This window comes from Photorhabdus thracensis (assembly GCF_001010285.1).
Lineage (GTDB): Bacteria > Pseudomonadota > Gammaproteobacteria > Enterobacterales > Enterobacteriaceae > Photorhabdus > Photorhabdus temperata.
Window position 1 is genome coordinate 2,392,944 of sequence record NZ_CP011104.1, and the last position, 26,865, is coordinate 2,419,808.

Annotated in this window: 21 protein-coding genes, 2 tRNA genes and 3 pseudogenes; 18 read left to right on the top strand and 8 right to left on the bottom strand. The window is 45.2% G+C overall.

Features of this window, described 5'->3' with window-relative positions; all coding sequences use genetic code 11:
* Window positions 1-86: 86 nt before the first annotated feature.
* From secG to VY86_RS26190, 14 genes are all read left to right on the top strand, one after another.
* A complete protein-coding gene (gene secG / locus VY86_RS10330; RefSeq protein ID WP_046974876.1) occupies window positions 87-425 on the top strand; it encodes a preprotein translocase subunit SecG in 339 nt (112 codons plus the stop codon).
* A gap of 60 nt (window positions 426-485) precedes the next feature.
* A tRNA-Leu gene (locus VY86_RS10335) sits at window positions 486-574 on the top strand.
* Window positions 575-634: 60 nt separating this feature from the next.
* Window positions 635-711 (top strand) — tRNA-Met (locus VY86_RS10340).
* 210 nt (window positions 712-921) lie between these two features.
* Window positions 922-1,374 carry a ribosome maturation factor RimP gene (rimP, locus tag VY86_RS10345; protein ID WP_023043415.1) on the top strand — a complete coding sequence of 151 codons (453 nt, stop codon included), beginning with the start codon at window positions 922-924 and terminating at the stop codon, window positions 1,372-1,374.
* A gap of 21 nt (window positions 1,375-1,395) precedes the next feature.
* Entirely contained in the window at window positions 1,396-2,904 is a 1,509-nt protein-coding gene (gene nusA, locus VY86_RS10350) for a transcription termination factor NusA (RefSeq protein WP_046974877.1), read from the top strand.
* 24 nt (window positions 2,905-2,928) lie between these two features.
* Complete coding sequence (gene infB / locus VY86_RS10355) at window positions 2,929-5,640, top strand: translation initiation factor IF-2 (RefSeq protein ID WP_046974878.1); 2,712 nt, start codon at window positions 2,929-2,931, stop codon at window positions 5,638-5,640.
* Between the two features lie 65 nt (window positions 5,641-5,705).
* Window positions 5,706-6,116 (top strand): 30S ribosome-binding factor RbfA, encoded by a 411-nt coding sequence (gene rbfA, locus VY86_RS10360; RefSeq protein ID WP_046974879.1) that lies wholly within the window; start codon window positions 5,706-5,708, stop codon window positions 6,114-6,116.
* Complete coding sequence (gene truB / locus VY86_RS10365) at window positions 6,116-7,063, top strand: tRNA pseudouridine(55) synthase TruB (RefSeq protein ID WP_046974880.1); 948 nt, start codon at window positions 6,116-6,118, stop codon at window positions 7,061-7,063. The genes rbfA and truB overlap by 1 nt, the downstream gene beginning before the upstream one ends.
* Before the next feature lie 122 nt (window positions 7,064-7,185).
* Window positions 7,186-7,455, top strand: a complete 270-nt coding sequence (rpsO, locus tag VY86_RS10370) for a 30S ribosomal protein S15 (RefSeq protein WP_015836102.1) — start codon at window positions 7,186-7,188, stop codon at window positions 7,453-7,455.
* Window positions 7,456-7,699: 244 nt separating this feature from the next.
* A complete protein-coding gene (pnp, locus tag VY86_RS10375) occupies window positions 7,700-9,829 on the top strand; it encodes a polyribonucleotide nucleotidyltransferase (RefSeq protein ID WP_046974881.1) in 2,130 nt (709 codons plus the stop codon).
* A gap of 122 nt (window positions 9,830-9,951) precedes the next feature.
* Window positions 9,952-10,836 carry a lipoprotein NlpI gene (gene nlpI / locus VY86_RS10380; RefSeq protein ID WP_021323312.1) on the top strand — a complete coding sequence of 295 codons (885 nt, stop codon included), beginning with the start codon at window positions 9,952-9,954 and terminating at the stop codon, window positions 10,834-10,836.
* A 106-nt stretch (window positions 10,837-10,942) separates the two neighbouring features.
* A complete protein-coding gene (gene yrbN, locus VY86_RS26505) occupies window positions 10,943-11,017 on the top strand; it encodes a protein YrbN (RefSeq protein WP_350305794.1) in 75 nt (24 codons plus the stop codon).
* The gene (locus VY86_RS10385) at window positions 11,007-12,938 is read left to right on the top strand and encodes a DEAD/DEAH family ATP-dependent RNA helicase (protein WP_046974882.1); all 1,932 of its coding nucleotides are present in this window, start codon (window positions 11,007-11,009) and stop codon (window positions 12,936-12,938) included. The genes yrbN and VY86_RS10385 overlap by 11 nt, the downstream gene beginning before the upstream one ends.
* 1,318 nt (window positions 12,939-14,256) lie before the next feature.
* Window positions 14,257-14,382 (top strand): hypothetical protein, encoded by a 126-nt coding sequence (locus VY86_RS26190; protein ID WP_274521085.1) that lies wholly within the window; start codon window positions 14,257-14,259, stop codon window positions 14,380-14,382.
* 952 nt (window positions 14,383-15,334) lie between these two features.
* On the opposite strand, the pseudogene VY86_RS10400 reads toward VY86_RS26190, so the two are convergent.
* Window positions 15,335-15,589, bottom strand: a pseudogene (locus tag VY86_RS10400) (carbon starvation protein A); the annotation flags it as partial.
* A gap of 45 nt (window positions 15,590-15,634) precedes the next feature.
* Window positions 15,635-16,861, bottom strand: a complete 1,227-nt coding sequence (locus tag VY86_RS10405; protein WP_046974885.1) for an RNA-guided endonuclease InsQ/TnpB family protein — start codon at window positions 16,859-16,861, stop codon at window positions 15,635-15,637.
* A gap of 58 nt (window positions 16,862-16,919) precedes the next feature.
* Between VY86_RS10405 and tnpA the strand changes: the two are divergent.
* Window positions 16,920-17,324 (top strand): annotated as a pseudogene (gene tnpA, locus VY86_RS10410) (IS200/IS605 family transposase).
* A gap of 57 nt (window positions 17,325-17,381) precedes the next feature.
* On the opposite strand, the pseudogene VY86_RS10415 reads toward tnpA, so the two are convergent.
* Window positions 17,382-17,552, bottom strand: a pseudogene (locus tag VY86_RS10415) (sensor histidine kinase); the annotation flags it as partial.
* 236 nt (window positions 17,553-17,788) lie between these two features.
* Here VY86_RS10415 and VY86_RS10420 point away from each other — a divergent pair.
* The 3 genes from VY86_RS10420 to VY86_RS10430 are packed head-to-tail and all read left to right on the top strand — an operon-like array spanning window position 17,789 to window position 21,068.
* Window positions 17,789-18,760 (top strand): HlyD family secretion protein, encoded by a 972-nt coding sequence (locus VY86_RS10420; RefSeq protein WP_046974886.1) that lies wholly within the window; start codon window positions 17,789-17,791, stop codon window positions 18,758-18,760.
* 11 nt (window positions 18,761-18,771) lie between these two features.
* Window positions 18,772-19,917, top strand: coding sequence for an ABC transporter permease (locus tag VY86_RS10425; RefSeq protein ID WP_046974887.1), 1,146 nt, complete (start codon window positions 18,772-18,774; stop codon window positions 19,915-19,917).
* Window positions 19,917-21,068 carry an ABC transporter permease gene (locus VY86_RS10430; protein WP_046974888.1) on the top strand — a complete coding sequence of 384 codons (1,152 nt, stop codon included), beginning with the start codon at window positions 19,917-19,919 and terminating at the stop codon, window positions 21,066-21,068. The genes VY86_RS10425 and VY86_RS10430 overlap by 1 nt, the downstream gene beginning before the upstream one ends.
* Before the next feature lie 1,120 nt (window positions 21,069-22,188).
* Here the strand turns inward: VY86_RS10430 and VY86_RS10435 are convergent.
* From VY86_RS10435 to tssI, 5 genes are read right to left on the bottom strand one after another with little or no spacing between them, the layout of a single operon-like run.
* On the bottom strand, window positions 22,189-23,247 hold the full coding sequence (locus VY86_RS10435; protein WP_046974889.1) for a type VI immunity family protein: 1,059 nt from the start codon (window positions 23,245-23,247) through the stop codon (window positions 22,189-22,191).
* A gap of 15 nt (window positions 23,248-23,262) precedes the next feature.
* Window positions 23,263-23,478 (bottom strand): hypothetical protein, encoded by a 216-nt coding sequence (locus tag VY86_RS10440; protein ID WP_046974890.1) that lies wholly within the window; start codon window positions 23,476-23,478, stop codon window positions 23,263-23,265.
* A gap of 3 nt (window positions 23,479-23,481) precedes the next feature.
* Window positions 23,482-24,627: a DUF3396 domain-containing protein gene (locus VY86_RS10445; RefSeq protein ID WP_046974891.1), complete on the bottom strand. Its 1,146-nt coding sequence runs from the start codon at window positions 24,625-24,627 to the stop codon at window positions 23,482-23,484.
* Between the two features lie 15 nt (window positions 24,628-24,642).
* Window positions 24,643-24,852 (bottom strand): hypothetical protein, encoded by a 210-nt coding sequence (locus VY86_RS10450; RefSeq protein WP_046974892.1) that lies wholly within the window; start codon window positions 24,850-24,852, stop codon window positions 24,643-24,645.
* Window positions 24,827-26,536: a type VI secretion system tip protein TssI/VgrG gene (gene tssI, locus VY86_RS10455; RefSeq protein WP_238591657.1), complete on the bottom strand. Its 1,710-nt coding sequence runs from the start codon at window positions 26,534-26,536 to the stop codon at window positions 24,827-24,829. The genes VY86_RS10450 and tssI overlap by 26 nt, the downstream gene beginning before the upstream one ends.
* Window positions 26,537-26,865 lie beyond the last annotated feature (329 nt).

Sequence of the window (26,865 nt, forward strand, 5' to 3'; positions counted from 1 at the left end):
AGGCGATTAATCTGTTTGGGTGGGTGATGCGGTATAAGGTAACCACGTAAATCGTGGTAAACCCCACGAGGATACAGGTACAACATATGTATGGAGCTCTTTTAGTTGTTTTCTTGCTGGTTGCTATCGGGCTGATTGCCTTGGTTATGCTACAGCAGGGTAAAGGTGCTGATATGGGTGCTTCCTTTGGTGCGGGTGCGTCTGCAACACTGTTTGGTTCATCGGGTTCTGGTAACTTTATGACCCGTATGACTGCGCTTTTTGCCACTCTGTTTTTTATTATTAGTTTGGTGCTTGGCAATATGACCAGTAACCAAACAGGTATAAGCAGTAAGTGGGAGAATATCGGTGAACCGGTTAAAGTCGAGAAGTCTACAGAAATCCCGACGGCGCCAGCAGCACCGAATAGTGACATTCCGCAGTAATCGTCACGAAAAAGAGAATTGAGATGAGGTTGTTGGTTAAGTAGATAGCCTTATATCAGTGCCGAGGTGGTGAAATTGGTAGACACGCTACCTTGAGGTGGTAGTGCCCACACTAGGGCTTACGGGTTCAAGTCCCGTCCTCGGTACCATTAAATTCAGATAGCTTGCGTTTTGGCAGTTATCAGCGTAGTATTTGCCACGTTTTCGAACGCGGGATGGAGCAGCATGGTAGCTCGTCGGGCTCATAACCCGAAGGTCGTCGGTTCAAATCCGGCTCCCGCAACCACTTCTTAAAAGATGTACCTTTTTCGAATGAAATAATTCAGCAATATTTAACGTATTGATCCTGATTTGAAAGGTGCGTGAAGTGAGTGGTTTAAGTCACTGGCAGCAAATAGGGTCCAGTTGCATAAAGCCCCGAATTTCGGGGTTTTTTGTTATTTGACAACAGAACTACTGGGCTAATGAGCCCTTTTTTTATGTCTTGGGGGTGGGTTTGTCCACATTAGAACAAAAATTAACAGCGATGATTTCAGCACCAGTTGAAGCTTTAGGCTTTGAATTAGTCGGCCTGGAGTTTATTCGTGCGCGTGTTTCTACACTGCGGATCTATATTGATAGTGAGAATGGTATCACTGTTGATGATTGTGCTGATGTTAGCCACCAGGTCAGTGCAGTATTGGATGTCGAAGATCCTATCTCAGTGCTTTATAACTTAGAAATTTCTTCACCTGGCCTAGAACGTCCATTGTTCACGGCTGAACATTACCAGCGTTTTATTGGTGAAGAAGTCAGTCTGGTTTTACGTATAGCAATGCAAAACCGTCGGAAATGGCTGGGCATTATCAAAACTGTCGACGGCGAAATGATCACGGTTACGGTGGATGGAAAAGATGAAGTGTTCGCACTGAGCAACATCCAGAAAGCGAACCTGGTACCCCACTTTTAAAGTTCGGATGAGGCAACTAGGATGAATAAAGAAATTCTGGCTGTTGTGGAAGCGGTTTCCAACGAAAAATCTCTTCCACGCGAAAAAATCTTCGAGGCGCTGGAAACAGCACTGGCCACAGCCACCAAGAAAAAATATGAACAAGATATTGATGTTCGTGTCAGTATAGATCGTAAATCTGGCGATTTTGACACCTTCCGCCGTTGGTTAGTTGTTGAAGACGTGACTCAGCCAACTCGTGAAATTACGTTGGAAGCGGCTAGATTCGAAGAGCCTGAAATTGATTTGGGTGGCTATACCGAAGATCAAATTGAATCAGTCACATTTGACCGTATTACAACGCAGACTGCTAAACAGGTTATCGTACAGAAAGTACGTGAAGCTGAACGCGCTATGGTTGTTGACCAGTTTCGCGAACAGCAAGGTGAGATCATCACCAGTGTCGTTAAGAAAGTAAATCGTGAAAATATCACGCTTGATCTGGGCAATAATGCTGAAGCAGTTATCCTTCGCGAAGACATGTTACCAAGGGAAAATTTTCGCCCAGGTGACCGCGTGCGTGGTGTACTGTATGATGTTCGCCCTGAAGCACGAGGTGCGCAACTGTTTGTCAGCCGTTCCCGCCCGGAAATGCTGGTTGAACTGTTCCGTATTGAGGTTCCGGAAATTGGTGAGGAGCTTATTGAGATTAAAGCTGCTGCCCGTGATCCGGGGTCCCGCGCTAAAATCGCAGTAAAAACTAATGATAAGCGTATCGATCCGGTTGGTGCTTGTGTTGGTATGCGTGGCGCGCGAGTACAGGCCGTTTCCAGTGAACTGGGCGGCGAACGAATTGATATCGTATTGTGGGATGATAACCCAGCTCAATTCGTAATTAATGCTATGGCTCCGGCTGATGTTGCATCCATTGTTGTTGACGAAGACAAATGCACGATGGATGTTGCCGTTGAAAGCAACAACTTGGCTCAGGCTATCGGCCGTAATGGTCAAAATGTGCGTCTGGCTGCGCAGTTGCTGAAAAAACACCGTGGTGATGACAAATGGGAATTAAATGTCATGACTGCCGAGGAGCTGCAAGCAAAACATCAGGCAGAAGCTCACGCTTCTATTGATACATTCACTAAGCATCTCGATATTGATGAAGAGTTTGCGACTGTTCTGGTCGAAGAAGGTTTCTCAACTCTGGAAGAACTGGCTTATGTGCCAATTAAGGAGCTTCTGGAAATTGATGGCCTTGATGAGGAAACTATCGAAGTCCTGCGTGAACGTGCAAAAGCTGCTTTAACTACTTTGGAACTGGCTCAGAAAGAGAGTCTTAGTGATAAGCAACCAACTGAAGAGTTGTTAAATCTGACTGGTATGAACCGCACTCTGGCATTTGACCTGGCTGCCCGTGGCATCTGTACGCTGGAAGATCTTGCCGAGCAGGGTATCGACGACCTATCGGATATTGAAGGTTTGAGTGATGAGCAAGCAGGAGAGTTCATCATGGCTGCTCGCAATATCTGTTGGTTTGGTGATGATGCGTAATAAACTGTAGCAGGAAGGAACAGCATGACAGATGTAACCGTAAAATCACTGGCAGAAGAGATCCAGACTTCGGTTGATCGCCTGGTACAGCAATTTGCTGATGCAGGGATTAAAAAAACCGAAGCTGATTTTGTCTCCCAGAAAGAAAAAGAAGCTTTACTGGCGCATTTGAACCGTGAACAAGGCGGTTCAGCTGGTAAACCAGATAAATTAACATTACAGCGTAAAACACGTAGTACATTGAGTGTTTCAGGCACCGATGGAAAAAGCAAACCGGTAGCCGTCGAGGTCCGCAAAAAGCGCACATATGTAAACCGCGATGCAGTTGAACAGGCTAAAGCGGAAGAACAGGCGAAGCGTGAAGCGGAAGAGCAAGCACGGCGCGAAGCAGAAGAAAAAGCGCAACGCGAAGCCGAAGCAGCAGCGAAGAAACTCGTTGAAGAGCAGGCTAAACGTGAGGCAGAAGAAATAGCCAAACGTGAGGCAGCTGAAAAAGCTAAGCGCCAGGCAGCGGAAAATGAAAAAGTGACCAATCAACATACCGAACATAAACAAAAACCAGCTCAAAATGAGAAAGCCCGTCGAGAAGCAGAAGCTGCTGATCTTAAGCGCAAAGCAGAAGAAGAAGTGCGCCGTAAGGTAGAAGAAGAAGCTAAACGCGTTGCTGAAGAGGCTCGCCGTATGGCTGAGGAGAATCAGGATAAATGGTCAAATGATTCAGATTCCAGTGATAACGAAGATTATCATGTAACTACCTCCCGCCACGCTCGTGCGGCAGAAGACGAAAACGATGCCAAAGTTGAAGGGGATCGCCGTGCTCGCAGCCGCAGTGGTAAAACAACTCGTCAGAAGAAAAATAATAAACATTCTGAATCCAAAGCGGATCGTGAAGAAGCCCGTGCAGTTGGCCGTACAAAAGGCAAGCAACGTAAAACCAGTACATTGCAACAGAGCTTCAACAAGCCTGTAGCTGCAGTTAACCGTGATGTTGTAATTGGTGAAACTATTACTGTTGCAGAGCTGGCTAATAAGATGGCGGTTAAAGGCTCTCAGGTCATCAAAGCCATGATGAAAATGGGCGCAATGGCAACTATCAACCAGGTGATTGATCAGGAAACTGCACAACTGGTTGCTGAAGAAATGGGTCATAAAGTCATCCTGCGTCGTGAGAACGAACTGGAAGAAGCGCTGATGAGTGACCGCGATACCGGTGAAGCTGTAGCAGAATCGCGTGCGCCGGTTGTGACTATCATGGGTCACGTTGACCACGGTAAAACTTCTCTGTTGGATTACATTCGTTCTACGAAGGTGGCTTCTGGTGAGGCGGGTGGTATTACCCAGCATATCGGTGCTTACCATGTTGAAACTGAAAGTGGCATGATTACCTTCCTGGATACTCCAGGACACGCTGCATTTACTTCAATGCGTGCGCGTGGGGCGAAAGCTACTGATATCGTGGTTCTGGTTGTTGCTGCCGATGATGGTGTAATGCCTCAGACTATCGAAGCTATCCAGCATGCAAAAGCAGCGAATGTTCCTGTGGTTGTTGCAGTTAACAAAATTGATAAACCAGAAGCCGATCCGGATCGCGTGAAAACTGAGCTTTCTCAGCACGGTGTTCAGCCTGAAGAGTGGGGTGGTGAAACTCAGTTTATCAATGTATCTGCTAAAGCTGGTATCGGAATTGATGAATTGCTGGACGCAATCTTGTTGCAGGCTGAAGTTCTTGAACTGAATGCTGTCCATTCTGGTATGGCAAGCGGTGTTGTTATCGAATCGTTCCTGGATAAAGGCCGTGGTCCGGTTGCGACAGTACTGGTTCAGGAAGGGACTTTGAACAAAGGCGATATCGTACTTTGTGGCTTTGAATATGGACGCGTTCGTGCGATGCGTGATGAACTGGGCCGTGAAGTGTTTTCCGCGGGCCCATCTATTCCAGTGGAAATCCTTGGTCTGTCCAACGTGCCGGCAGCTGGTGATGAAGCAACTGTTGTACGTGACGAGAAGAAAGCCCGTGAAGTGGCTCTGTATCGTCAGGGTAAATTCCGTGAAGTCAAACTGGCTCGTCAGCAGAAATCTAAACTGGAAAACATGTTTGCTAATATGGAAGAAGGTGAAGTTTCTGAACTGAATATCGTTCTGAAATCTGACGTTCAAGGGTCATGTGAAGCGATCCGCGAAGCACTGGAACAACTGTCTACCAATGAAGTGAAAGTGAAAATCATCGGCTCTGGGGTGGGTGGTATTACTGAAACTGACGCTACATTGGCTGCTGCTTCCAATGCAATTATTCTGGGTTTCAACGTTCGTGCCGATGCTTCTGCACGCCGTGTCGTTGAAAATGAAAACCTGGATCTGCGTTATTACTCCGTTATCTATAGCCTGATTGATGAAGTTAAACAGGCAATGAGTGGTATGCTGGCGCCTGAATATAAACAGCAGATCATGGGCCTTGCAGAAGTTCGTGATGTGTTTAAATCACCGAAATTCGGTGCGATTGCAGGTTGTATGGTGACTGAAGGTACCATTAAGCGTAATAACCCAATCCGCGTACTGCGTGATAACGTGGTGATTTACGAAGGTGAACTGGAATCCCTGCGCCGCTTTAAAGATGACGTTAACGAAGTCCGTAACGGTATGGAATGTGGTATCGGCGTTAAGAACTACAACGACGTTCGTGTCGGTGATATGATCGAAGTATTTGAAGTTATTGAAATTAAACGTTCTATCGCTTAATTCCTACCGCTGGTTAATTTCATTGTTGGGGGGCTTATGCCCCCCAAATGTCAGGAGATATAACAATGGCAAGAGAATTCAGCCGTACTCAGCGCGTTGCACAGGAAATGCAAAAAGAGATTGCCATCATTTTACAGAGAGAAGTAAAAGATCCCCGGATCGGTATGGCGACTGTTTCTGGCGTTGAAGTTTCCCGTGATTTGGCTTATGCCAAAGTATTTGTTACCTTTCTGAATGTATTGACTGAAGAACATGATTCTGAGGTGGTGAAAAATGGTACTAAGGCATTGAATGAAGCTTCTGGTTTTATTCGTTCTCTGCTGGGTAAGGCAATGCGTTTACGTGTCGTACCAGAACTGACTTTCTCCTATGATAATTCCCTGGTAGAAGGGATGCGGATGTCCAATTTGGTCACTAATGTTGTGAAGAATGATGAACAGCGCCGGGCTTCTGTGGATCACAAAGAGGAGAAGTAATGGGGCGTCGTCGTCGTGGTCGTGATATACATGGCGTGTTGTTACTGGATAAGCCGCAGGATATTTCTTCTAATGATGCGCTGCAAAAAGTAAAACGTATTTTCAACGCCAATAAAGCTGGTCACACTGGCGCGTTGGATCCGTTGGCGACGGGTATGCTGCCGGTTTGTCTCGGTGAAGCTACGAAGTTTTCCCAGTTCTTACTTGATTCTGATAAGCGTTATCGGGTGATAGCCCGTCTTGGTCGGCGTACTGACACATCTGATTCACACGGACAGATCATCAGTGAAAGAGCAATCCGGCTAAATCAGGCTCAGCTTAATGAAGCTTTGGCTAAATTCCGTGGTGATACCATGCAAATTCCTTCGATGTATTCTGCACTGAAACATCAGGGGAAACCACTGTATGAGTATGCCCGTCAAGGTATTGAAGTGGAACGGGAAGCACGGCCAATTACGGTCTATGAATTACAGTTTATCCGCTGGGAAGATGATGAACTGGAATTAGAAATACACTGTTCGAAAGGAACTTATATTCGCACTATTATTGATGATTTAGGCGAATTATTAGGTTGTGGTGCTCACGTTATTTATTTACGTCGTTTACAGGTAGCGAATTATCCAAATGATCGAATGGTTACGCTTGAGCAATTATATGAATTGCAAAAGCAGGCTGAAGATCGGGAAATACCTTTAGGCGAATTAATTGATCCGTTGTTATTACCAATGGATAGTGCAGTTGCTCATTTCCCAGAGGTTAATTTACTTCCGGTAGTTGCAGCTTATTTTAAACAAGGTCAGGCGGTACGAAGTGCTAAATCTCTGGCTCTGGTTGAGAGTATGGTGCGCGTAACTGAGGGTGATGAACGCAAATTCATTGGCATTGCTGTTATCAATGACGATGGGCTTGTTGCTCCTCGCCGTTTGGTTGTTGAAAACCGGGATTAGGGTATTTGGGGCTATCTTGCGCTTAACTTATTTGCAGCGTAGAATGGCGCAGCTATATCTTGGGTGGCTGAATTAGAGATCGGCACCTGTAATTTTAATTTATGTATTTTTGGAGTTGTAATATGTCTCTAAGTACTGAAGCAAAAGCGCAAATTATTGCTGAATTTGGTCGTGATGCGAATGACAGTGGTTCTAGTGAAGTGCAGATTGCTCTGCTGACCGCACAAATTAACCACCTGCAAGGCCATTTTTCAGAGCACAAAAAGGATCACCATAGCCGTCGTGGTCTGCTGCGCATGGTTTCTCAGCGTCGTAAATTGCTGGACTATCTGAAGCGTAAGAATGTAACAAGTTACACTGCGCTGATTGGGCGTCTTGGCTTGCGTCGCTAATCAAGCAAGTTTCAGTGGAAAGGGGCCATATATGGCCCCTTTTCTTCTGAGAAATCATCATATGTAGCAGCATAAGAATGCTGATGATGATTTAGGTAAGGCTCTTCGGTTACAGAGGTTCGCGCGGCTAATGAGAGTGCTTAAAGGAGTGAGACCTGTCATTAGTCGCGAGGATGTGGCATGAAGAGATCATTCATTGTTGTCTGCTGAATATAAAAGACAACGTTAACGAAAGGATATTATTTTGCTGAATCCGATTGTTCGTAAATTTCAATATGGTCAACATACCGTTACTATCGAAACGGGTATGATGGCGCGCCAAGCCACAGCTGCTGTCATGGTCAATATGGATGACACTGCTGTATTCGTCACTGTTGTTGGTCAGAAAAAAGTAAAAGCTGGTCAGGATTTTTTCCCGCTGACGGTTAACTATCAGGAGCGTACTTACGCCGCAGGCCGTATCCCAGGCAGCTTCTTCCGTCGTGAAGGCCGCCCAGGAGAAGGCGAAACGTTGGTAGCCCGTTTGATTGATCGCCCTCTGCGTCCTCTGTTTCCGGAAGGTTTCCTGAACGAAATTCAGATTGTAGCGACTGTGGTTTCTGTCAATCCACAAATTAACCCGGATATCGTTGCAATGATTGGCGCTTCTGCTGCGCTGGCATTGTCTGGTATTCCATTCAATGGCCCGATTGGCGCTGCCCGCGTTGGTTATATTAATGATCAATACGTGCTGAACCCAACTAGTGATGAGCTGAAAAATAGCCGTTTGGATCTGGTGGTTTCAGGTACTGCTGGTGCTGTTTTGATGGTGGAGTCTGAAGCAGATCTGCTGACTGAAGAGCAAATGCTGGGGGCGGTAGTGTTCGGTCATGATCAACAGCAAGTGGTTATTGATAACATTAATGCGTTGGCTGCGGAAGCGGGCAAAGAGAAATGGGATTGGGTGCCAGAACCTGTTAACCAGGCGTTGCATGATCGTGTAGCTGAATTGGCGGAAAGCCGTCTGGGTGATGCTTACCGTATCACTGAGAAACAGGAGCGTTATGCTCAGGTTGATGCTATCAAAGATGAAGTTACAGCTGCGTTGTTGGAACAGGATGAAACTTTGGAAGAAGCGGAAATCCATGAAATTCTGGGCAGCTTAGAGAAACATGTTGTTCGTAGCCGTGTCCTGCGCGGTGAACCACGTATTGATGGCCGTGAAAAAGATATGGTTCGTGCGTTGGACGTACGTACTGGTGTTCTGCCCCGTACTCACGGTTCTGCATTGTTTACCCGCGGTGAAACTCAGGCTCTGGTTACTGCGACTCTGGGGACAGAGCGTGATGCACAGATCATTGATGAGCTGATGGGCGAACGTACAGATCGCTTCTTGCTACATTATAATTTTCCTCCCTATTCTGTTGGCGAAACAGGTATGATGGGGTCACCAAAGCGTCGTGAAATTGGTCATGGCCGTTTGGCTAAACGTGGTGTATTGGCAGTCATGCCAAAAGCTAACGAGTTCCCATACACAGTTCGTGTAGTTTCTGAAATTACAGAATCTAACGGTTCATCTTCAATGGCATCTGTTTGTGGTGCATCTCTTGCGTTGATGGATGCAGGTGTGCCGATTAAAGCCGCTGTTGCTGGTATTGCAATGGGTCTGGTGAAAGAAGGTGATAACTTTGTTGTTCTGTCTGATATTCTGGGTGATGAAGATCATCTGGGTGACATGGACTTCAAAGTAGCGGGTAGTTGTGAAGGTGTCAGTGCGCTGCAAATGGATATCAAAATTGAAGGTATCACCCGTGAAATTATGCAAGTTGCGTTGAATCAGGCAAAAGGTGCGCGTTTGCATATCCTGAGCGTGATGGAGCAGGCAATTAACAGCCCACGTAATGATATTTCTGAATTTGCGCCACGTATTCACACTATCAAGATTAACCCAGACAAGATCAAAGATGTTATCGGTAAAGGTGGTTCGGTTATCCGTGCATTGACTGAAGAAACTGGGACTACCATTGAGATCGAAGATGATGGCACAGTGAAAATTGCTGCAACTGATGGCGAAAAAGCAAAACATGCAATCAGTCGTATTGAAGAAATTACTGCGGAGATCGAAGTTGGCCGTATTTACGCCGGTAAGGTAACCCGTATCGTTGATTTTGGCGCATTTGTTGCTATCGGTGGTGGTAAAGAAGGCCTGGTACATATTTCGCAGATTGCTGATAAGCGCGTTGAGAAAGTGGCTGATTATTTGCAGGTTGGTCAGGAAGTATCAGTTAAAGTACTGGAAATTGATCGCCAGGGCCGTGTTCGCCTGAGTATCAAAGAAGCGACAGCCGGCACAGCTGTTGAGGAAGCACCACCAGCACCACAATCAGCAGAATAAATTTGATGTCATAAACGGTGTCTTGTAAAAAAGCGCCGTTTAATAGACTCAGGGCAGGAGGCCCAATAAATGCAATAGGTGATAGGGCATTCTTAATCAATGTCTGACTTTGGGAGTAGGAAATGAATTTTTTTCTGCGCTGGTGTTATGCTGTAGCAATACTTATTTTGGCGGGATGCAGCAGCAAGGATTGGCGTAAAAACGAAGTTTTTGCTATTCCATTACAACCTTCATTGCAGCAGGAAGTTATTCTGGCCCGTATGGAACAGATTCTTGCGAGTCGATCATTGACAGAAGATGAGTACGCACAGCTTTTATATGAGAGGGGTGTGCTGTATGATAGTCTCGGGCTGAGAGCTTTGGCACGGAATGATTTTTCTATTGCCTTGTCTATTCGGCCTAATATTCCAGAGATTTTTAATTATCTGGGAATTTACTTTACGCAGGCTGGCAATTTTGACGCCGCCTATGAAGCGTTTGATTCTGTATTAGAGCTTGATCCAACTTACAATTACGCGCGTCTGAACCGTGGCATCGCGTTGTATTACGGTGGCCGGTATAAGTTAGCGCAGGATGATCTGCAGGCGTTTTATCAAGACGATCCAAATGATCCCTTCCGTTCGTTGTGGTTGTACCTGGTGGAAAAAGAATTTTATCCTAAAGGAGCGATGGTAAACTTGTCGCAACACTACGAAAGAGCGAACCGGGGGCAATGGGGCTGGAATATAGTTGAATTCTATTTAGGCAAAATCAGTGAATATACATTGATGGATCGCCTGAAAGAGAATGCAACGGATAACACTTCGCTCGCTGAGCATCTCAGTGAAACTGACTTCTATTTAGGTAAACATTACCTAAGTCTGGGGGACAAGGATAGCGCATCTGCGTTATTTAAGCTGACGGTGGCTAACAATGCACATAACTTTGTTGAGCACCGCTATGCATTGTTGGAATTGGCGCTGTTAGGCCAGGAACAAGACGACCTATCAGAATCGGACCAGCAATAGCTGACGAACATTTCGAGATCGATTAGCAGAGTCCACATCTTGACCGATGAGGGCTTATTTGTTCGTTTAATTAAATACTTTGAGCCAGTTCACATTTTAAATGAAAATGACCGAAATTTTTTTCAATGCGTTATGTAGACTGGCCGCCATAACTAATGAGGCACCATTACATGACCACTGAGACTGAAATCTCTTTTGCTGATCTGGGTTTATCAGCACCTATTCTTTCTGCACTGGAAGATCTTGGCTATGAAAAGCCATCCCCAATCCAGCAACAATGTATTCCCCATTTACTGAATGGTCGTGACGTGTTGGGTATGGCACAGACCGGCAGTGGCAAAACGGCGGCATTCAGCCTGCCTTTATTGCATAATATCAATGCTGAGCTAAAAGCTCCTCAGATCCTTGTGCTGGCACCGACTCGTGAACTGGCGGTACAGGTAGCTGAAGCGTGCGCAGATTTTTCTAAACATATGCGTAACGTGAATGTTGTTGCACTGTATGGTGGGCAACGTTATGACGTTCAATTACGTGCTTTGCGCCAAGGCCCACAGATTGTTGTAGGTACACCTGGGCGTCTTCTGGATCACTTGAAGCGTGGTACTCTGGATCTTTCTAACCTGAGCGGTTTAGTTTTGGATGAAGCAGACGAAATGCTGCGCATGGGATTCATCGAAGATGTTGAAAACATCATGAGCCAGATCCCGGCAGAGCACCAAACTGCGCTGTTCTCTGCAACGATGCCGGAAGCTATCCGCCGCATCACTCGTCGTTTCATGAACGATCCTCAGGAAGTGCGTATCCAGGCGAGTGTAACTACCCGTCCTGACATCAGCCAGAGCTACTGGTCTGTTTACGGTATGCGTAAAAATGAAGCACTGGTGCGTTTCTTGGAAGCTGAAGATTTTGATGCCGCGATTATTTTCGTGCGTACCAAAAATGCAACACTGGAAGTGGCGGAAGCACTGGAGCGTAGTGGTTACAATAGTGCGGCCCTGAACGGTGATATGAACCAGGCACTGCGTGAGCAGACACTGGAACGTCTGAAAGATGGTCGTTTGGATATTCTGATCGCAACGGATGTTGCAGCGCGCGGTCTGGATGTTGAGCGTATCAGTCTGGTTGTTAACTATGATATTCCAATGGATGCGGAATCTTATGTTCACCGTATTGGCCGTACAGGTCGTGCGGGACGTGCTGGCCGTGCGTTGCTGTTTGTAGAAAACCGTGAACGCCGCCTGTTACGTAACGTTGAACGTACAATGAAGTTGACTATCCCTGAAGTTGAACTGCCGAATGCCGAGTTGCTGAGTCAGCGCCGTCTGGAAAAATTCGCAGCCAATGTGCAGCAACAACTGGAAAGCAGCGATCTGGAGCAGTATCGTGCTCTGTTGTCTAAATTGCAACCTGCGGAAGATTTGGATATAGAAACTCTGGCAGCGGCGTTGTTGAAAATGGCACAAGGTGAGCGTCCGTTGATTCTGCCACCAGATCCGGTTCGCCGTCCTCGTCGTGAGTTCAACGAGCGTGATGATCGTCGTCGCAATAGTTTCGATGATCGTGGTGAGCGGGGTGAACGTAGTGATCGTCCTCGCCGTGAACGTCGTGATGTTGGCGAAATGGAACTGTACCGTATTGAAGTGGGTCGTGATGATGGTGTTGAAGTTCGTCATATCGTTGGTGCGATTGCTAACGAAGGCGATATCAGCAGCCGTTATATTGGTAACATCAAACTGTTTGCAACTCATTCTACAATTGAGCTGCCAAAAGGTATGCCAGGCGACTTGCTGTCTCACTTTACCCGTACTCGTATTCTGAATAAACCAATGAATATGCAGTTAATGGGTGATGCTCAACCATTTGAACGTCGCGAACGCCGTGGTGGCCCACGTAATGGGAACAGTAATGGCAATGCTCCTCGCCGTGATCGTGAGAATTTCAACGGTGGTGGCCGTCGTTTCAGCGGTGAACGCCGTAGTGGCGAAGGTCGTAGTGGTGAAAATCGCGGTGAAGGCCAAAGCCGTAGCAATTTCCGTGGCCGTAGCGATGAGAATAGTTCATCTGCTCCACGTCGTCGTTATAACAACAGCAACGCGCAGTAATTGACTGATATTTAAATGATAAAACGGCTCCTTTTTACAGGAGCCGTTTTTGTTGTCAGTGCCCTTCAATCTACCGAGTGTTTCGATTGTGGTATGTTCAATCTTCTTGGCGAATTTTTCCTTTTAGTTATCATTGTATTTATTACCTACTGCTGGCGTTTCGTGCCAGAAGGTGACTGATTGATTCAGTGCTTTGATTTCTATAAGAAGTTGGGAAATAGCCTTTCTCCCTTTTCGTTATTTTTCTGTATACATTAGTGACATTTGGTTTTCTGGTTGTTTATTGAATCTCATTATTCAACTGTTCTAAGTACCCTTTCATATATGATATCCGCTTGTGGGCCTCATTTTTGCCTGCTGTGGTTTGCATTGTCTCAGAGAGCCGAAAAAGCTTGGTGTAAAAATGATCCACGGTATACATTTTGTCATTTGGTACTCTATCAACGCAAAATGGATCAATTTCAGAATACAGCTGACTGTTGAATGTTATACCAACCTGAATGCATCGGGCGATACCGATTGCGCCAAGTGCGTCTAGACGGTCTGCATCCTGAACGATTCTCGCTTCTAAGGTTGTTGGTACTATATTTGCACTGAAACTGTGGGCGACAATTGCATGATGAATGTCTGAAAGGTATTTCTGGGGAGAGTATAACAATCATGCAGGTAAGCTGCGGGTATGATTACTTTACTGTTTGCTTTTTCTTGCAGACATAATCTTTTTGACGTTTGCACTACCCTCATAATATGGTTGATGTCATGTGCAGGATCCGTATTCATTTCTTTAGAAATGAACTCTCGGAATAGCATTTCATACCTGTTTAAATGTTCCATGAAAATGACTTTTTTTAAAAAGTTGCTGGGGGCTGTTGGCATTTCATATAGATAACTATACCGGGTGAGATCTCACATTTTTAATATGGATGTTTTACTTAAAAACAAATCAATTAAAGCTTGGAAAACATATGATTAAGCTATCAAAATCTCAGCGCAGGGTCTTCCTTTTTATGAAGTTTTTCATCATTAAAACGATCTGATCATCATCTTTCATAAAAAAGTGATTTTAACGATGACTATTTTTAACTATATCAATGAAATACTTGATCCACGCGCTGACATTAATGCTCTGAGTTTTATGATGAACCCGGGCGGCATTTTACACGCTTTATCTGAATGTGATAAAACAGCAGTTAAAAAAGCCGTTTTTCACCCGTCAATCTGGTTTTAAAATCTGGGAAAAAAGAGCAAGTTCATCATGAAAAAACAGGTAAAAACTTTAATCATGAAAAGTAAAAAGCAGTGATTAAGGATTTTTAAAATGGGTAAAAGATTAGATGCTTTGCTGAAAGAGAAAGAGAAAGAGAAAGAGAAAGAGAAAGAGAAAGAGAAAGAGAAAGCAGCAGGAAAAACGAGTTTTAAATTGATTAATCAGGTGGAAAAATGACAACATTAATCCAATAGCAAAAACATAAGATTATATTGAAACATTTAACAGGATTAAAAAAATTATCAGTGAAAAAAGCACGGAAAAGTTTAAAAGCATTAAAGATTATTAAAGAAACGAAAGTTGTTATTAATACCATTAATATATCTGTTACTCTCTCTGGTTTTAAACCTAAAAAAATCAAATACAGAAAAACGAGAGAAAACTTAATTATCAGTTTAATGTATTTATCGGCGATGTTACTCCCCACTTATTTTACATTTACCTAATATGCCATGACTATTTAAAAGAATGAATATCAGAGCGAGATCTCATATTTTTAGAATGGTTTTTTATTTGAAAATAAATCTCATTTAATTTAAAAAATATACTGAATACCTATAAAACTATTGATAAAGCCGTATTGAATGGACAAGATTATCAATATTCGCCTATTGGTTTATTCTTGCATAAAGGGGAATCCCGGCCTGGTAAATCAGCAAGTAAATAGCCTGATGAGATAAAAATACCCCTTTCTGTTTTTTCGGATAATCAACCCCTTTTTCAGGGCTTAAATCCTGCTAAATTAATCGTTTTATCCATTTTTTTATTGCGTTATTTTTAGGGTTTTCTTCGTAAAATGACCGGCGAAAAAGCGCTTTAATACCATTTGTTGGGATAACATTTTTTTACGCGCAGATTTCTTTTCAACTCTCTATTAATGGTTAATGATTTTCGATTAAATGTAATTAACTCTCTTCTGAAAAATTGCATTTATTGAGTTAAATATACCTTTGATATAAAGTCTTTAATTTTTCTATATTCACGTTTTTAAATGATGATGGTAGATTAGGTAAATGTAAAATAAGTGGAGTATAGAATCCGTTATAAATGAATTAAATATGCATTCATTTTTATAGTAAAAAAGCGGCCCCGATAAAGAGGCCGCTTTGGTCTTTAATACTAAGAAGAATCAGTTACTTAATACTTCGACCGGATTGTTTGCACTGCGTGCGCGCCATAGTTTCAGCCATTGCATGATAGAAGAAACCATAATCACGACGCCGAGGATAACCATCACAATGGAAATAGTCCCGTTGAAGATATTGAAACCTTTTGCTGCGGAGTTGAAATAGACATTTTTCACCATCCAGTAAGCCGCGTAGTTTACCGTAACATACAGGTAAGCCAGTGGGATCAGACAGGTCAACATATACCAGCGTTTTGACATCCTCCCCCCTTCGCACTTCGTGACTCAGGAGGGGGATCCCCGTTAGTGGGTGACGACTGATTGCTCAGTGTCTGGTTCCTGCTTCGACGGGCGGCCTGACTGCACCCTCCCTCCACAGGCAAGCACGGCATGTCCTGCCGCTAAAATGTTACGAGCACCGTTGATATCGGCATTTTCCGTATATCCGCATTTAAGGCACTCGAATTGACTTTGTGATAGGCGGTTTTCTTTCGCTGTATGACCGCAGCAGGCGCAACGCTGGCTTGTATAGGCAGGAGGGACTGCTAATACCTGACCCCCCCGCCAGCGTTGCTTGTACTCAAGCTGGCGGCGAAGTTCGTACCAGCCCTGATCCAATATCGAACGGTTTAAGCCAGATTTTGCCCGGACATAGCACCCCGGATGGCTTATCGACCCCGCTGCTGACTTTGACATGTTGGCAACCTTCAGGTCTTCAATGACTCTCATTGCGTGGTTTTTGCTGATTGTCGTGCTGACCTTGTGAAGGTAATCGCGGCGGATATTGGCGATATGTGAGTGTAGGTGCTGGATTTTACGCTTCTGTTTCTGCCAGTTGGCACTGAACTGAACTTTTCGGCTTAACTGACGCTGAAGCCTCGCCAGCTTGCGCTGATTGCGCTTAAAACTGTTTACAGGTTCGTATATTGTGCCATCCGAGAGCGTGGCCAGTTTTGTGACCCCCGCATCCAGCCCAATCATTGAGGAGGATTCATGCTGGGGGTCAGGCGTCTCAATTTCGACCTGAAATGAGATGGACCATTTACCCGCTGACTGGCTGATGGTGGCATTTTTAATTTTTCCGTTCACCTCCTGCGATTGCCGGAATTTAACCCAACCGAGACCTGAAGGCAGTTTGACCCGACGATGTTTGAGTCGACAATATTTCTCAAAATTAATGAAGCGGATCGCATCGCGTCCGTCATTTTTTCTTTTAAATACAGGCGCTTTTGCCGACAATTTTTTATCAAAACAACGTTTCCACGCCCCGTGTAAATCTTTGAGTTTGTGCTGAAGGTTATCCGTGTAGGCTTCCTGCAAAAAGGCGTGTTCCGGTCTGTTTTTCCACACCGTGAGCATCCTGTTCAGCGCAAAAGCGGAGGGAAGTTTGCCGCCTGACTCAAGAATGCGCTTCGTCTCGTCAAGCCCGTAATTCCAGACGAAACGCGCACAGCCGCATAACTGCCGCAGACGCTGCGACTGTTCTTCGGTGGGTTCCAGTCTGAATTTGTAGGCTTTCAGAAGTCGCATGATGGCTCAGTGTGGAGTAGATGTCATCACTATCGTACCGCAATTTTGGTTAAATTCAATGCAGGAAGACAAAATCAACCGTTCACGGCAGGCTGCTTTTCTTTTGCCTGTACATCTTGTGTTTGTGACCCAATACCGTAGCAATATTCTGGGTGAGTGACATTATGCGGCATTCCATCAGTATGCAGGTGAGGTATGCCGTGATTTTGGTGCTGAGCTAAAAGAGAGTCACGGTGAGCCCGACCACGTCCATATGCTGATTGAGTCCCCTCCAACCGTGCAACTGTCCGTGCGGGTCAATTCACTGAAAGCCGTGACCTCTCGCCGTCTGCGTAATCAATTTTTGGACTTGCGCGGAGCTTACGGCAAGCCTGTGTTGTAGTCTCGCTCATACTTCGCTGGATCGTGCGGTGGGGCGCCGCGGGAAGTCGTGAAAAAATACCTTCAGCATCAGCGTGGCTGAGAGTTATTCGGGCTTTTCAAGCCCGTCCTCCCCTCCCGCCTTATGTCCGCGGGAGTACCCTTTGGAGGAAAAGATGGAGAAAATGACATAGCACAGCAATTTATGAGGTAAACGCACCGTAACTTGTAACAGTGGAATAAATAGCGGTGTCTTACTTAGCTGCCAGGCGATCACCAAATAGACACACATCTGCTGTAGTAATAACAACACAAGGTTAAATTCGTACATGGGTTTTCCAGAAGGATAAACGAATGTTGCTAGTTTACAGAAATAGCTAAATAAGATTATCAAAAGTTTATTTCAAGTAGTTCAATATTTGACAAGAATCATAAACCACTACACTATTATAAAAACTTATTCTTTCCGCCAGTAATTATACGCACAAATATATAAGAAATTTTCTATAGAATAATGTGAAGATGTTATTAGTTTCAGGTTGAGCAATTTTGGGTGTGTAAGACATAATGAAAAAAAGAACACTTTTTACGATCTTACTGGTTATCTTGCTCACAGCAATGGCTGTGTTATTTCGTTCTCATAACCAATATTTATTGTTGCAAGGTGAAGTTGATGCGCCGGAAGTGATTGTGACATCTAAAGCCAAAGGCCGGGTGATCGCGCGCCACGTTGAGCGGGGAGATGATGTCAAAACCGGTCAGCTGCTGATCACGCTTGAAAGCCCTGAATTACTGGCTCAAGTCGCCTCATTGGAAGCTGTCCGTGATCAGGCTAAAGCCCAGTTAGAGCAATCTCTGCATGGTACGCGTGAAGAAAGTCTCCGGAATCTGGAAGCGGGTTTGGCACAGGCTCAGGCTGAATATGATAATGCGGTACGTGAATATAACCGTATTCAGAACATCGCGTCTAAAGGCTATGTTTCACGAAATGAACTGGATAACGCCCGCAGAAGCAGGGATGTTTCCTATCAAAAAATGCAGGGAGCGAAAGCCGCGTTAGATGAAGGTATGCATGGTGACAGGATTGAGCTACGCCAGAAATATGCGGCGGCTCTGCGTCAGGCTGAACAGCAACTCATTGAGTTACAAACCCAGAAAGATGATTTACAGGTTAAAGCGCCAGTCGAGGGTGAAGTTGGGCCGATTCCGGCAGAAGTGGGTGAATTATTTAATGCCAACAGCCCGTTGGTGACATTAGTTCGTGTCTCGGAAGCCTATTTTATTTATAACTTGCGGGAAGACATTTTGGCGAAAGTGCGCAAAGGGGATAAAATCAAACTCCGTGTTCCTGCGCTGGGTGATAAAGAGATTGAAGCAGAAATACGTTATATCGCCCCGATGGGAGATTACGCAACCAAACGCGCGACTCGTGCAACCGGTGATTTTGACCTAAGAACCTTTGAAGTTCGTTTGTTCCCCTTACAGCCGGTTGAAGGCTTACGCCCTGGTATGAGCGCCTTGTGGCGTTGGGATAAATAGGTGACTTGCTGATGAGGGGCAAGGTTGCATGGCGTGGGTTCGAACGCGCTTTTAGTCAAGAGATTCGGGCTACGATCCGCAGTCCAGTTTTTCACTGGCTAAGTTGGTTATTCCCTTTGATGCTGTTTGTGCTAATCAGCGCTAACTTTTCAGAAGGGACGTTGCTCAATCTGCCGGTATCGGTAGTGGATAATGATCATAGTCCGTTGTCACGTAGTCTGATCCGTAATCTGGATGGCGCTTCTCATGCGCATATTAAATCCTACGATGGAGGATTGCATGAATCTCTTGAACGGCTTGGCAACGCTAAGGATTACTCTCTGCTTTATATCCCGAATGATTTTGAGGCTGATGCTCTCCGGGGGTACCAGCCAACCGTTCGTATGTATTACAACGCATTGTTTTATGGTGCCGGGAGTTATTCTATTCAGGATTTCAGTGGCGTAATGGCGGAGATCAATGCGAAATACCGTTCCGTATTGGCAACGGAGATGGGGCGCAAGTTACCTCCGTTAGCCAATGTCACACTCGCTTATGACAGTCTTTTCAATGCCAGTGGTAGTTACATCTATTATCAGCAGTTTGCGGCCACTATCCATTTGTTACAGCTTTTTGTTGTGACTTGCACGATTTACAGTATGTCCCGCGGCAGTACGCTGATGACAATGAAACCGTTTACCTTCGCCCTGTTGGGAAAACTGGCGCCTTATACCCTGTTTTTTACTCTGTTGTTGATCGTGGAGTTGGCGGCGCTGATTGGGGTATTTGATGCAAAAGTGAATGGTAATCCAATATATATGGTGGTAGTAGGTTTCTTCTATGTGATTGCTGCTCAAAGTATTGGCCTGCTGCTATTTACTTTCACCAATAGCGCATTGACAGCTTATAGTCTTATCGGGGTGCTGGTAAGTATTGCGATGACCTTTTCAGGTATGTCTGTACCCGAATTATCAATGATATTGCCGGCGAGGATAATTGCCAATCTTGAGCCTTTGACCCATGCCTTGAATGCGATGTTTGATATTTTTCTGCGTGAGGTTTCTTTGCTGGGTATTTTATCTGTTTGTGCTTCGTTACTGATCTATCCGCTCGTTTGTTCCCTGCTGGTGCGTAACCGGTTATTGAAACGGCTTAGTCTGCCACAAGGCGGTGAATGATGCAGATGTATTGGCAGACGTTTCGCCGGGTGTTAATGGGAATGCTGGAAAAACCCATGTGGATGTTGATGTTGGCTTCCCTGTGTCTGATGAGTTTGGTGTATGTCCGGCCAACAGTATGGGATCTGCCCGTTGCTGTGATCGATCAGGATCACAGCTTCGCCAGTCGTGCTCTGATACGTCAGCTTAACTCCACGGCTAAAATTGCGGTCCACAGCTATGACAATCTGGCTGATGCCCGTCACGATCTGCTATTACGTGAAATTTTTGCGATCATTATCATACCGGCGGATCTGGAGAAAAATATCCTTAATGGAAAAAATATCACCTTCCCGATTTATGGAGATGCAACGAGTCGTCTTGCCAATGGGCAAATTCAGCAAGAGTTAACCTCTGCCCACCGGCAATTGCTGAGTGAATATAACAGCAAGTTACTACTGAAATATGGTTTCAGTCCTGAACAGGTAAAGCTATTACTGATGCCAATTCGTAGTGAAACTGTTGGGTTGTTCAACCCAGGTGTTAGCTTTGCTGCAATTACCTTTCCTGGTTTGTTGGTGATGTTGTTGCAACACTCTTTGTTGATATCTTGTGTGCGGGTCAGTATTACGATGCGCAGTACGCCGAAAGGTAAACCTCCATTACCTGTCTATTTAGGGGCATTATCGGCGCTATTACCCATCTGGCTTTTTCTCTCCATCATATTTTTTGTTCTTTGGCCGTGGGTATTGGGATACCGTCAGGAAGCGTCTATTCCTCTGTTATTAATGCTGACTTTCCTGTTTATGCTGTCGGTGTTTGGATTGGGGAAGCTGGTGACAGAATGCATGCGCAGTGTGGAAATGATCTATCTGACGCTCGCCCTTAGCACAACGCCTGTGTTCTATATTTCCGGCACAATCTGGCCGGTACAGGCGATGCCTGATTGGGTAAGGGCAATCTCTTCCGCCTTACCATCCACTTGGGCGACAAAAGCGATTGCAGGTGTTAACCAGATGGGGCTGCCATTACAGAATGTATTGGGAGATATCGCTATGATGTTGATCCTTGGCGTGGTTTATACGCTGCTGGGGATTCTGATCGGGAAAGTGCGCAGTGGTGAATTTAGCAAAAATCGCCGTAAACCTTCGTCCAGTGCGGGAGGGATATAAGGCGAGAAACCCGATAGGAGCAGGTAAAAAACTCGGTACTGTACTGATATTGGAAGAGAAAACATCAGGAAAAACGGATTTTAAATTTATTAACTTTGGTTATAAACAAAACCAAGCTTAAAAAACACGTTAGCTTTCTATTCGATGCTATTAATCACGAAGTATTGAAAGCACGATTAATCGCATTAAAAAATTTTTTTAAGTAAAAGATGTTACATGGTTGAAAAAGGTTTTCGAAAAGAGAGATAAATCGTTAAAGAAAGCCAGGAAACTTTTTGATTAATCGGATTAATAGAGAGAAAAGGATAAAAACGTTTAGCCGTATTAAAAACGATTAAAGAAATAGGCTTTGATTTTAATATCATTGGAATATATTTTTATCCTCTCTGGTTTTAAACCTGGAAAATCAAATAAAGGAAAAAACTTCAGTATCAGTTTAATGGAAGTAGTAAAATTTAAATATGAGTCAGAAAACGGAAAAAACGATTGAATTTACAAAAAACGGCACAATGAAAACCATTCATTAAATAAATGTTTAATTAAAAAATAAGAAAACCCTCAGAATGAGAATAGCTCGTAAACCCCTTTTCATTGGCGATGCATTCTCCTCTTATTTTACATTTATTTAACCTGTCATAATCATTTGAAAACGCAAATGCAGAGGAGATTAACACTTTGATATAAAAGGTGGATTAAACTCAATAAACATCTTTTTCAAATGGACAGTGAATTGTATTTAATCGAAGTCCATTAATTATTAATAGAAAGTTGAAAGGAAATCAGCGGGAAAAAGAATATTATCCGAATAGATTGAGATTAATGTGTTTTCTCACTATTATTTTACGAAGCCAATCACACCGCTTTGCATGTTGTCAGTTTTTATGATATCGATGCCGGCGTTGCTCTTTACCAAAAAGCGGCCAACAGCCGGGGAAAAGAAGGTGAAATGAAAAATAAGTAAAGTGGAATCCCGCCCTGAGGGCAGGATAACGCTGAACTAACTGGCACTTAAGGGAAAGTCGTCATAGAAGTTAAAACTGGTCAGCTGTGATCTCCGCCGGGAAAAATAATCATGAGTTTCCATATGCTCTCCGTTCATGATGAGGCAGTGGATAATCTGTTATTCCCACATGTTTTCTGCTTCTCGTATCAGATGCCATACCGTTGTCCCCGGCTCCGCGCCCTGAATATCAAAGGCAGTCGCGCCCTGAACAAAGAAATACTGTTTGTCAGGCTGGCTGTCGGTGCGCCAGAATCCGCTGACCAGCATCGGTTCGCCGCTTCTCACCGGGGTTACATGCAGGGGACCCCGGTCATAGCGGGCATACCAAGCCAAGGTGGAAGTTGAATTAAAATGACCCGCCCCATAAAAATGCAGTGAATGACCTTCACGAGGGATCACCCGTATCGGACGTATCAGTTGGTTAATGGCAAAATAACTCTCCGGGTAACGAGCCAGTGTTTTACGTATCCAATGTTCCCCACCCAGACGTCCTACAAAGCGTTTAGACAACAGGGTTATCCAGTTCATCCCTCGGATGGAATGACCATACTGTAATTTGGCTGTATGCACTGCCGAGTTCACTTGCAAGGCGGGGTAGCGTTGCGCTAACTGGTACTCCAGAGAAAAGTAGTCATAGTAGTCTTTGGGTAAGACCAGACAATAGCCACAGTCCCCACTGTCCGGTTCGAGTTGTTCACACAGAAAATCCAGCCAGGTCATAAAGCGAACCATTCCTTCTTGCTCTTTCAGATAATTCCAAGGAAGTGTCAGGCTTAGGTAAGAACTGCCGTTATCACCGCTTATTTCTCGGGAATCCAGGTAACACATCAGATAATTAGGTGCCTCATCTTCATTTTTGGCATTACTGACCACCCAACTAGAAAACTGGTTTTTTTTCTGATTAAGAATACCTTTTTCCACTTTGGCAATATTTTCCGGTGAATATTTTTTTAACCCTTTCAGCTCATGACGGTGAAAACGCAGGTGGGTACCAAATTCTTCGCGAAAGCGCCGGTAGCAGGCCAGAATGCGTTGCTTTTTCTCCTGAGTGTAGCCCTGTTTAAAAAACAGGGTAATCGAGAGCCCCAGGCGGGAAACGGTCAGTCCATCACCATTGATAAAAAGAAAAGCGGTCAGTTGTGATCTCAGTTGGGCAAAGTAATCTACAGTTTCCATCATTTTCTCCGTGAATTATGAGGCAGTGGCGAATGTGACACTCGCCAATATTGCTAGGACGGCAGCTAACGTTGCGGCCCCGACAGCAAGGGTGACGAGGATAACCACGGCAACTCCTGCTGGCCCGGGCAGGGAAGATTGCAGGTTGCCGAGCAGACCGGAGAGGATTTCACTGAAAAACTGGAACTCCAGCGCGTCCTCTTCTTCCCGCGTCTCTTTTTTGCTTCTCATCCTTTACTCATTCCTATTTTCTGCTTCTCGTATCAGATGCCATACCGTTGTTCCCGGCTCCGTGCCCTGAATATCAAAGGCAGTCGCGCCCTGAACAAAGAAATACTGCTTGTCAGGCTGGCTGTCGGTGCGCCAGAATCCGCTGACAAGCATCGGTTCGCCGCTTCTCACTGGGGTTATATGCAGGGGGCCCCGGTCATAGCGGGCATACCAAGCCAAGGTGGAAGTTGAATTAAAATGACCCGCCCCATAAAAATGCAGTGAATGACCTTCACGGGGGATCACTCGTATCGGACGTATCAACTGGTTAATAGCGAAATAACTCTCCGGGACACTGCCCGGCAGCGGTGTCAGATCTGGGTATTGACCCGCCCGGATCATCAGACCATTGGAGTAAGGACTAATGACCACATCCGGGTAACGAGCCAGTGTTTTACGTATCCAATGTTCCCCACCCAGACGTCCTACAAAGCGTTTAGACAACAGGGTGATCCAGTTCATCCCTCGGATGGAATGACCATACTGTAATTTGGCTGTATGCGCTGCCGAGTTCACTTGCAAGGCGGGGTAGCGTTGCGCTAACTGGTACTCCAGGGGAAAGTAGTCATAGTAATCTTTGGGTAAGACCAGGCAGTAACCACAGTCCCCACTGTCGGGTTCGAGTTGTTCACACAGAAAGTCCAGCCAGGCCATAAACCGGGTCATGCCGTTTTGCTCTTTCAGATAATCCCAGGGCAGCACCAGACTCAGGTAAGAGCTACCATCTTCACCATCAATTTCTCGGGAGTCCAGATAACGCATCAGATAATGAGGTGCCTCATTTTCATTTTTAGCATTACTGACGACCCAACCACAAAGCTGGTTTTTTTTCTGATTAAGAATGCCTTCTTCTACTTTGACAATATTTTCCGGTGAATATTTGCTTAACCCTTTCAGTGAATGGCTATGAAAACGCAACTGAGTACCAAACTCTTCACGAAAACGGCGATAGCAGGCCAGAATGTGCTGTTTTTTCTCCAGCGTGTAGCCCTGTTTAAAAAACAGGGTAATTGAAAGACCCAGGCGGGAAACAGTCAACCCATCGGCATTGATAAAAAGAAAAGAGGTCAGTTGTGATCTCAGTTGGGCAAAGTAATCTACAGTTTCCATCATTTTCTCCGTGAATTATGAGGCAGTGGCGAATGTCGCACTCGCCAATATGGTCAGGATGGCAGCTAACGCGGCGGCGCTCACCGCGGCAGCAGCGGCTAAAATTTCCACCAGTGCAATCAGCGCAGCAGCGACGGCAAGGGTGACAAGGATAACAACGGCAACGCCGGCAACAATCACCACCACTTCCAGCATTCCTTCACCCACCTCTTTTAATATTTGCATCCAGCTCATGTTTTTCAGCTCTTCTACCAATGGAAACGGCCTGCTGGCCTTTAATGGTCACCGTTTGATTTTGACTGACTTCCAGCGTCTGGAAGCCCTGCACCGCTTCATCATCATCGTTTTTAATAATGGTGGTACGGTTATGCTCAACTTCTGTTTTCTGGTCATGGTTTATCTGTGTGGTTTTATCCCTGAGAATCTGCGTCTTCATATCCCGTTGAGCATGAATAAACACTTCCTCGCTGCCGTTTTCATCCTCAAAACGCAATTCGTTAAAGCCATGACCTTTATGGGTCTTGGTTCTGAAGGTGGTGCGGGTCTTTTCCGCCGGTAAATTCAGCGGCGGACGGTTAAGCGCGTTATAGGTACATCCGGTAATGATGGGGCGGTCAATATCGCCGTTGAGATAGGAGATAATCACTTCCTGGCCGACTCGCGGTGTGGCCAGAAAGCCAAATCCATTGCCATTCCAGCCTTGTGCCACCCGTACCCAGCAGGAGGCCTGGTCGTCAGGCGCGTCGTAACGGTTCCAGTGGAAGTGAACGCGAACCGCCCCCTCTTTATTCACATAAATTTCTTCCGTGCCCGGCCCGACAACCGTGGCAACTTCATCGCCGTCAGCCAGGGGTTTATAGCGGTAGGGTGGACGCCAGTCGTTGCGGCCGGGAATAAACCGGGTCTGTGAGTTGAGGGTGGTGCCGGCTCCGCCATCACCCAAAACGGCAGGGACATGCCCTTTATGCTGGGAAGAGACGACTTGCCAGCGGTCATTCATGGTGTCAATCGGGTGGTGGGTTAATGTGAAGATCCTGCCCGGCATTAATCGAATACAATTACTGTCCGCCTGCCCTGATTTGCTGTCGGCACGTAAAGCTTCCAGCCGGTATTGGGTAAATGGTACGCCCTCTTTGTCTTTCTGAAAACGCCCGTAACTTTCGAAAATGTGAAATGGCGTGCTGTTCTCTGCTGCAAAATCTGTTGCGTTATGCTGCAAGGCATAATTGGGGTTGTGGTAATTTCGGTCTTTTTGGGTGATAGATTCCGGGCGCATGTGGGAACCCAGAGACCATTTGGAGATAACATTTTCTGCTATTGCGCTGGTGACATCCGGGTTGTAGATCAGCGTATCCGGTGCTCTCATGTGTAAATGGCTGTCGCTCACATGGAGTCCATCATCGGCGAACCAGAAGAAAATCCCCTCTTCCGCCGCCAGGCGGGTAAAGAAATCATAGGAGGATTCCCTTTTCATGGTGATGTATTCCCGCACTGAATGCGGGTCATTAAAACGCATATTGGCCCGGAGTTTCTTCTGTTTCAGTATGCTGCTTAAAATCTCGGGAACGCTGAGTTGGTGATAGATACGGCTGTCCTGATCGAGTGTCAGCAGCCACATTTCTGGTCTGACGGTCAGGTGATACAGAGTTTGATGCCGGTTTGTGGTCCCAACAACCGCACTTTCAACCAGTCCTTTCACTTCACGTTGCGGATTATCGTCACGGGTGACGGTGAACTGTGCGGTTTGGAGCAGAAGGGTATCGGTATCAATATCTGAACGCGGTGCCGCCAATGTCAGAGACAGGGTAAATAATGATGAAAGCGCTTCATCTAACGTAAAATTGACGACCGCAAAAGTCATGGGCACCAGGTTGCCGATAGTGCAGGAAAAGCGGAGTCCGGTTTTCATGATTTTTCCTCAATGACATAATCTTTTGGTGTCCGGGCATTATTGAAAGATGTCCAGTATTCATGACTTTCCAGCCCCGGAGAATATCGGGATCACTCTATTCAGGGATACATGAGGCAAGGTGTGCTTGCCTCTTTTATGATCAAACGTTAATGGGAATTTATATGTTGATTTAATAAATATCAAGATTGATATTTTAAAGATGTGTAAATCTCACTTTATAACAGTCACTGGTTTAAATTTTATCGGTGTTTAAGTAACATAATGATTTAATTTATTTCGAAAAGTTTGGTTTAGGGAAGATTGCTTTAATCAAGTTATGGTACCAT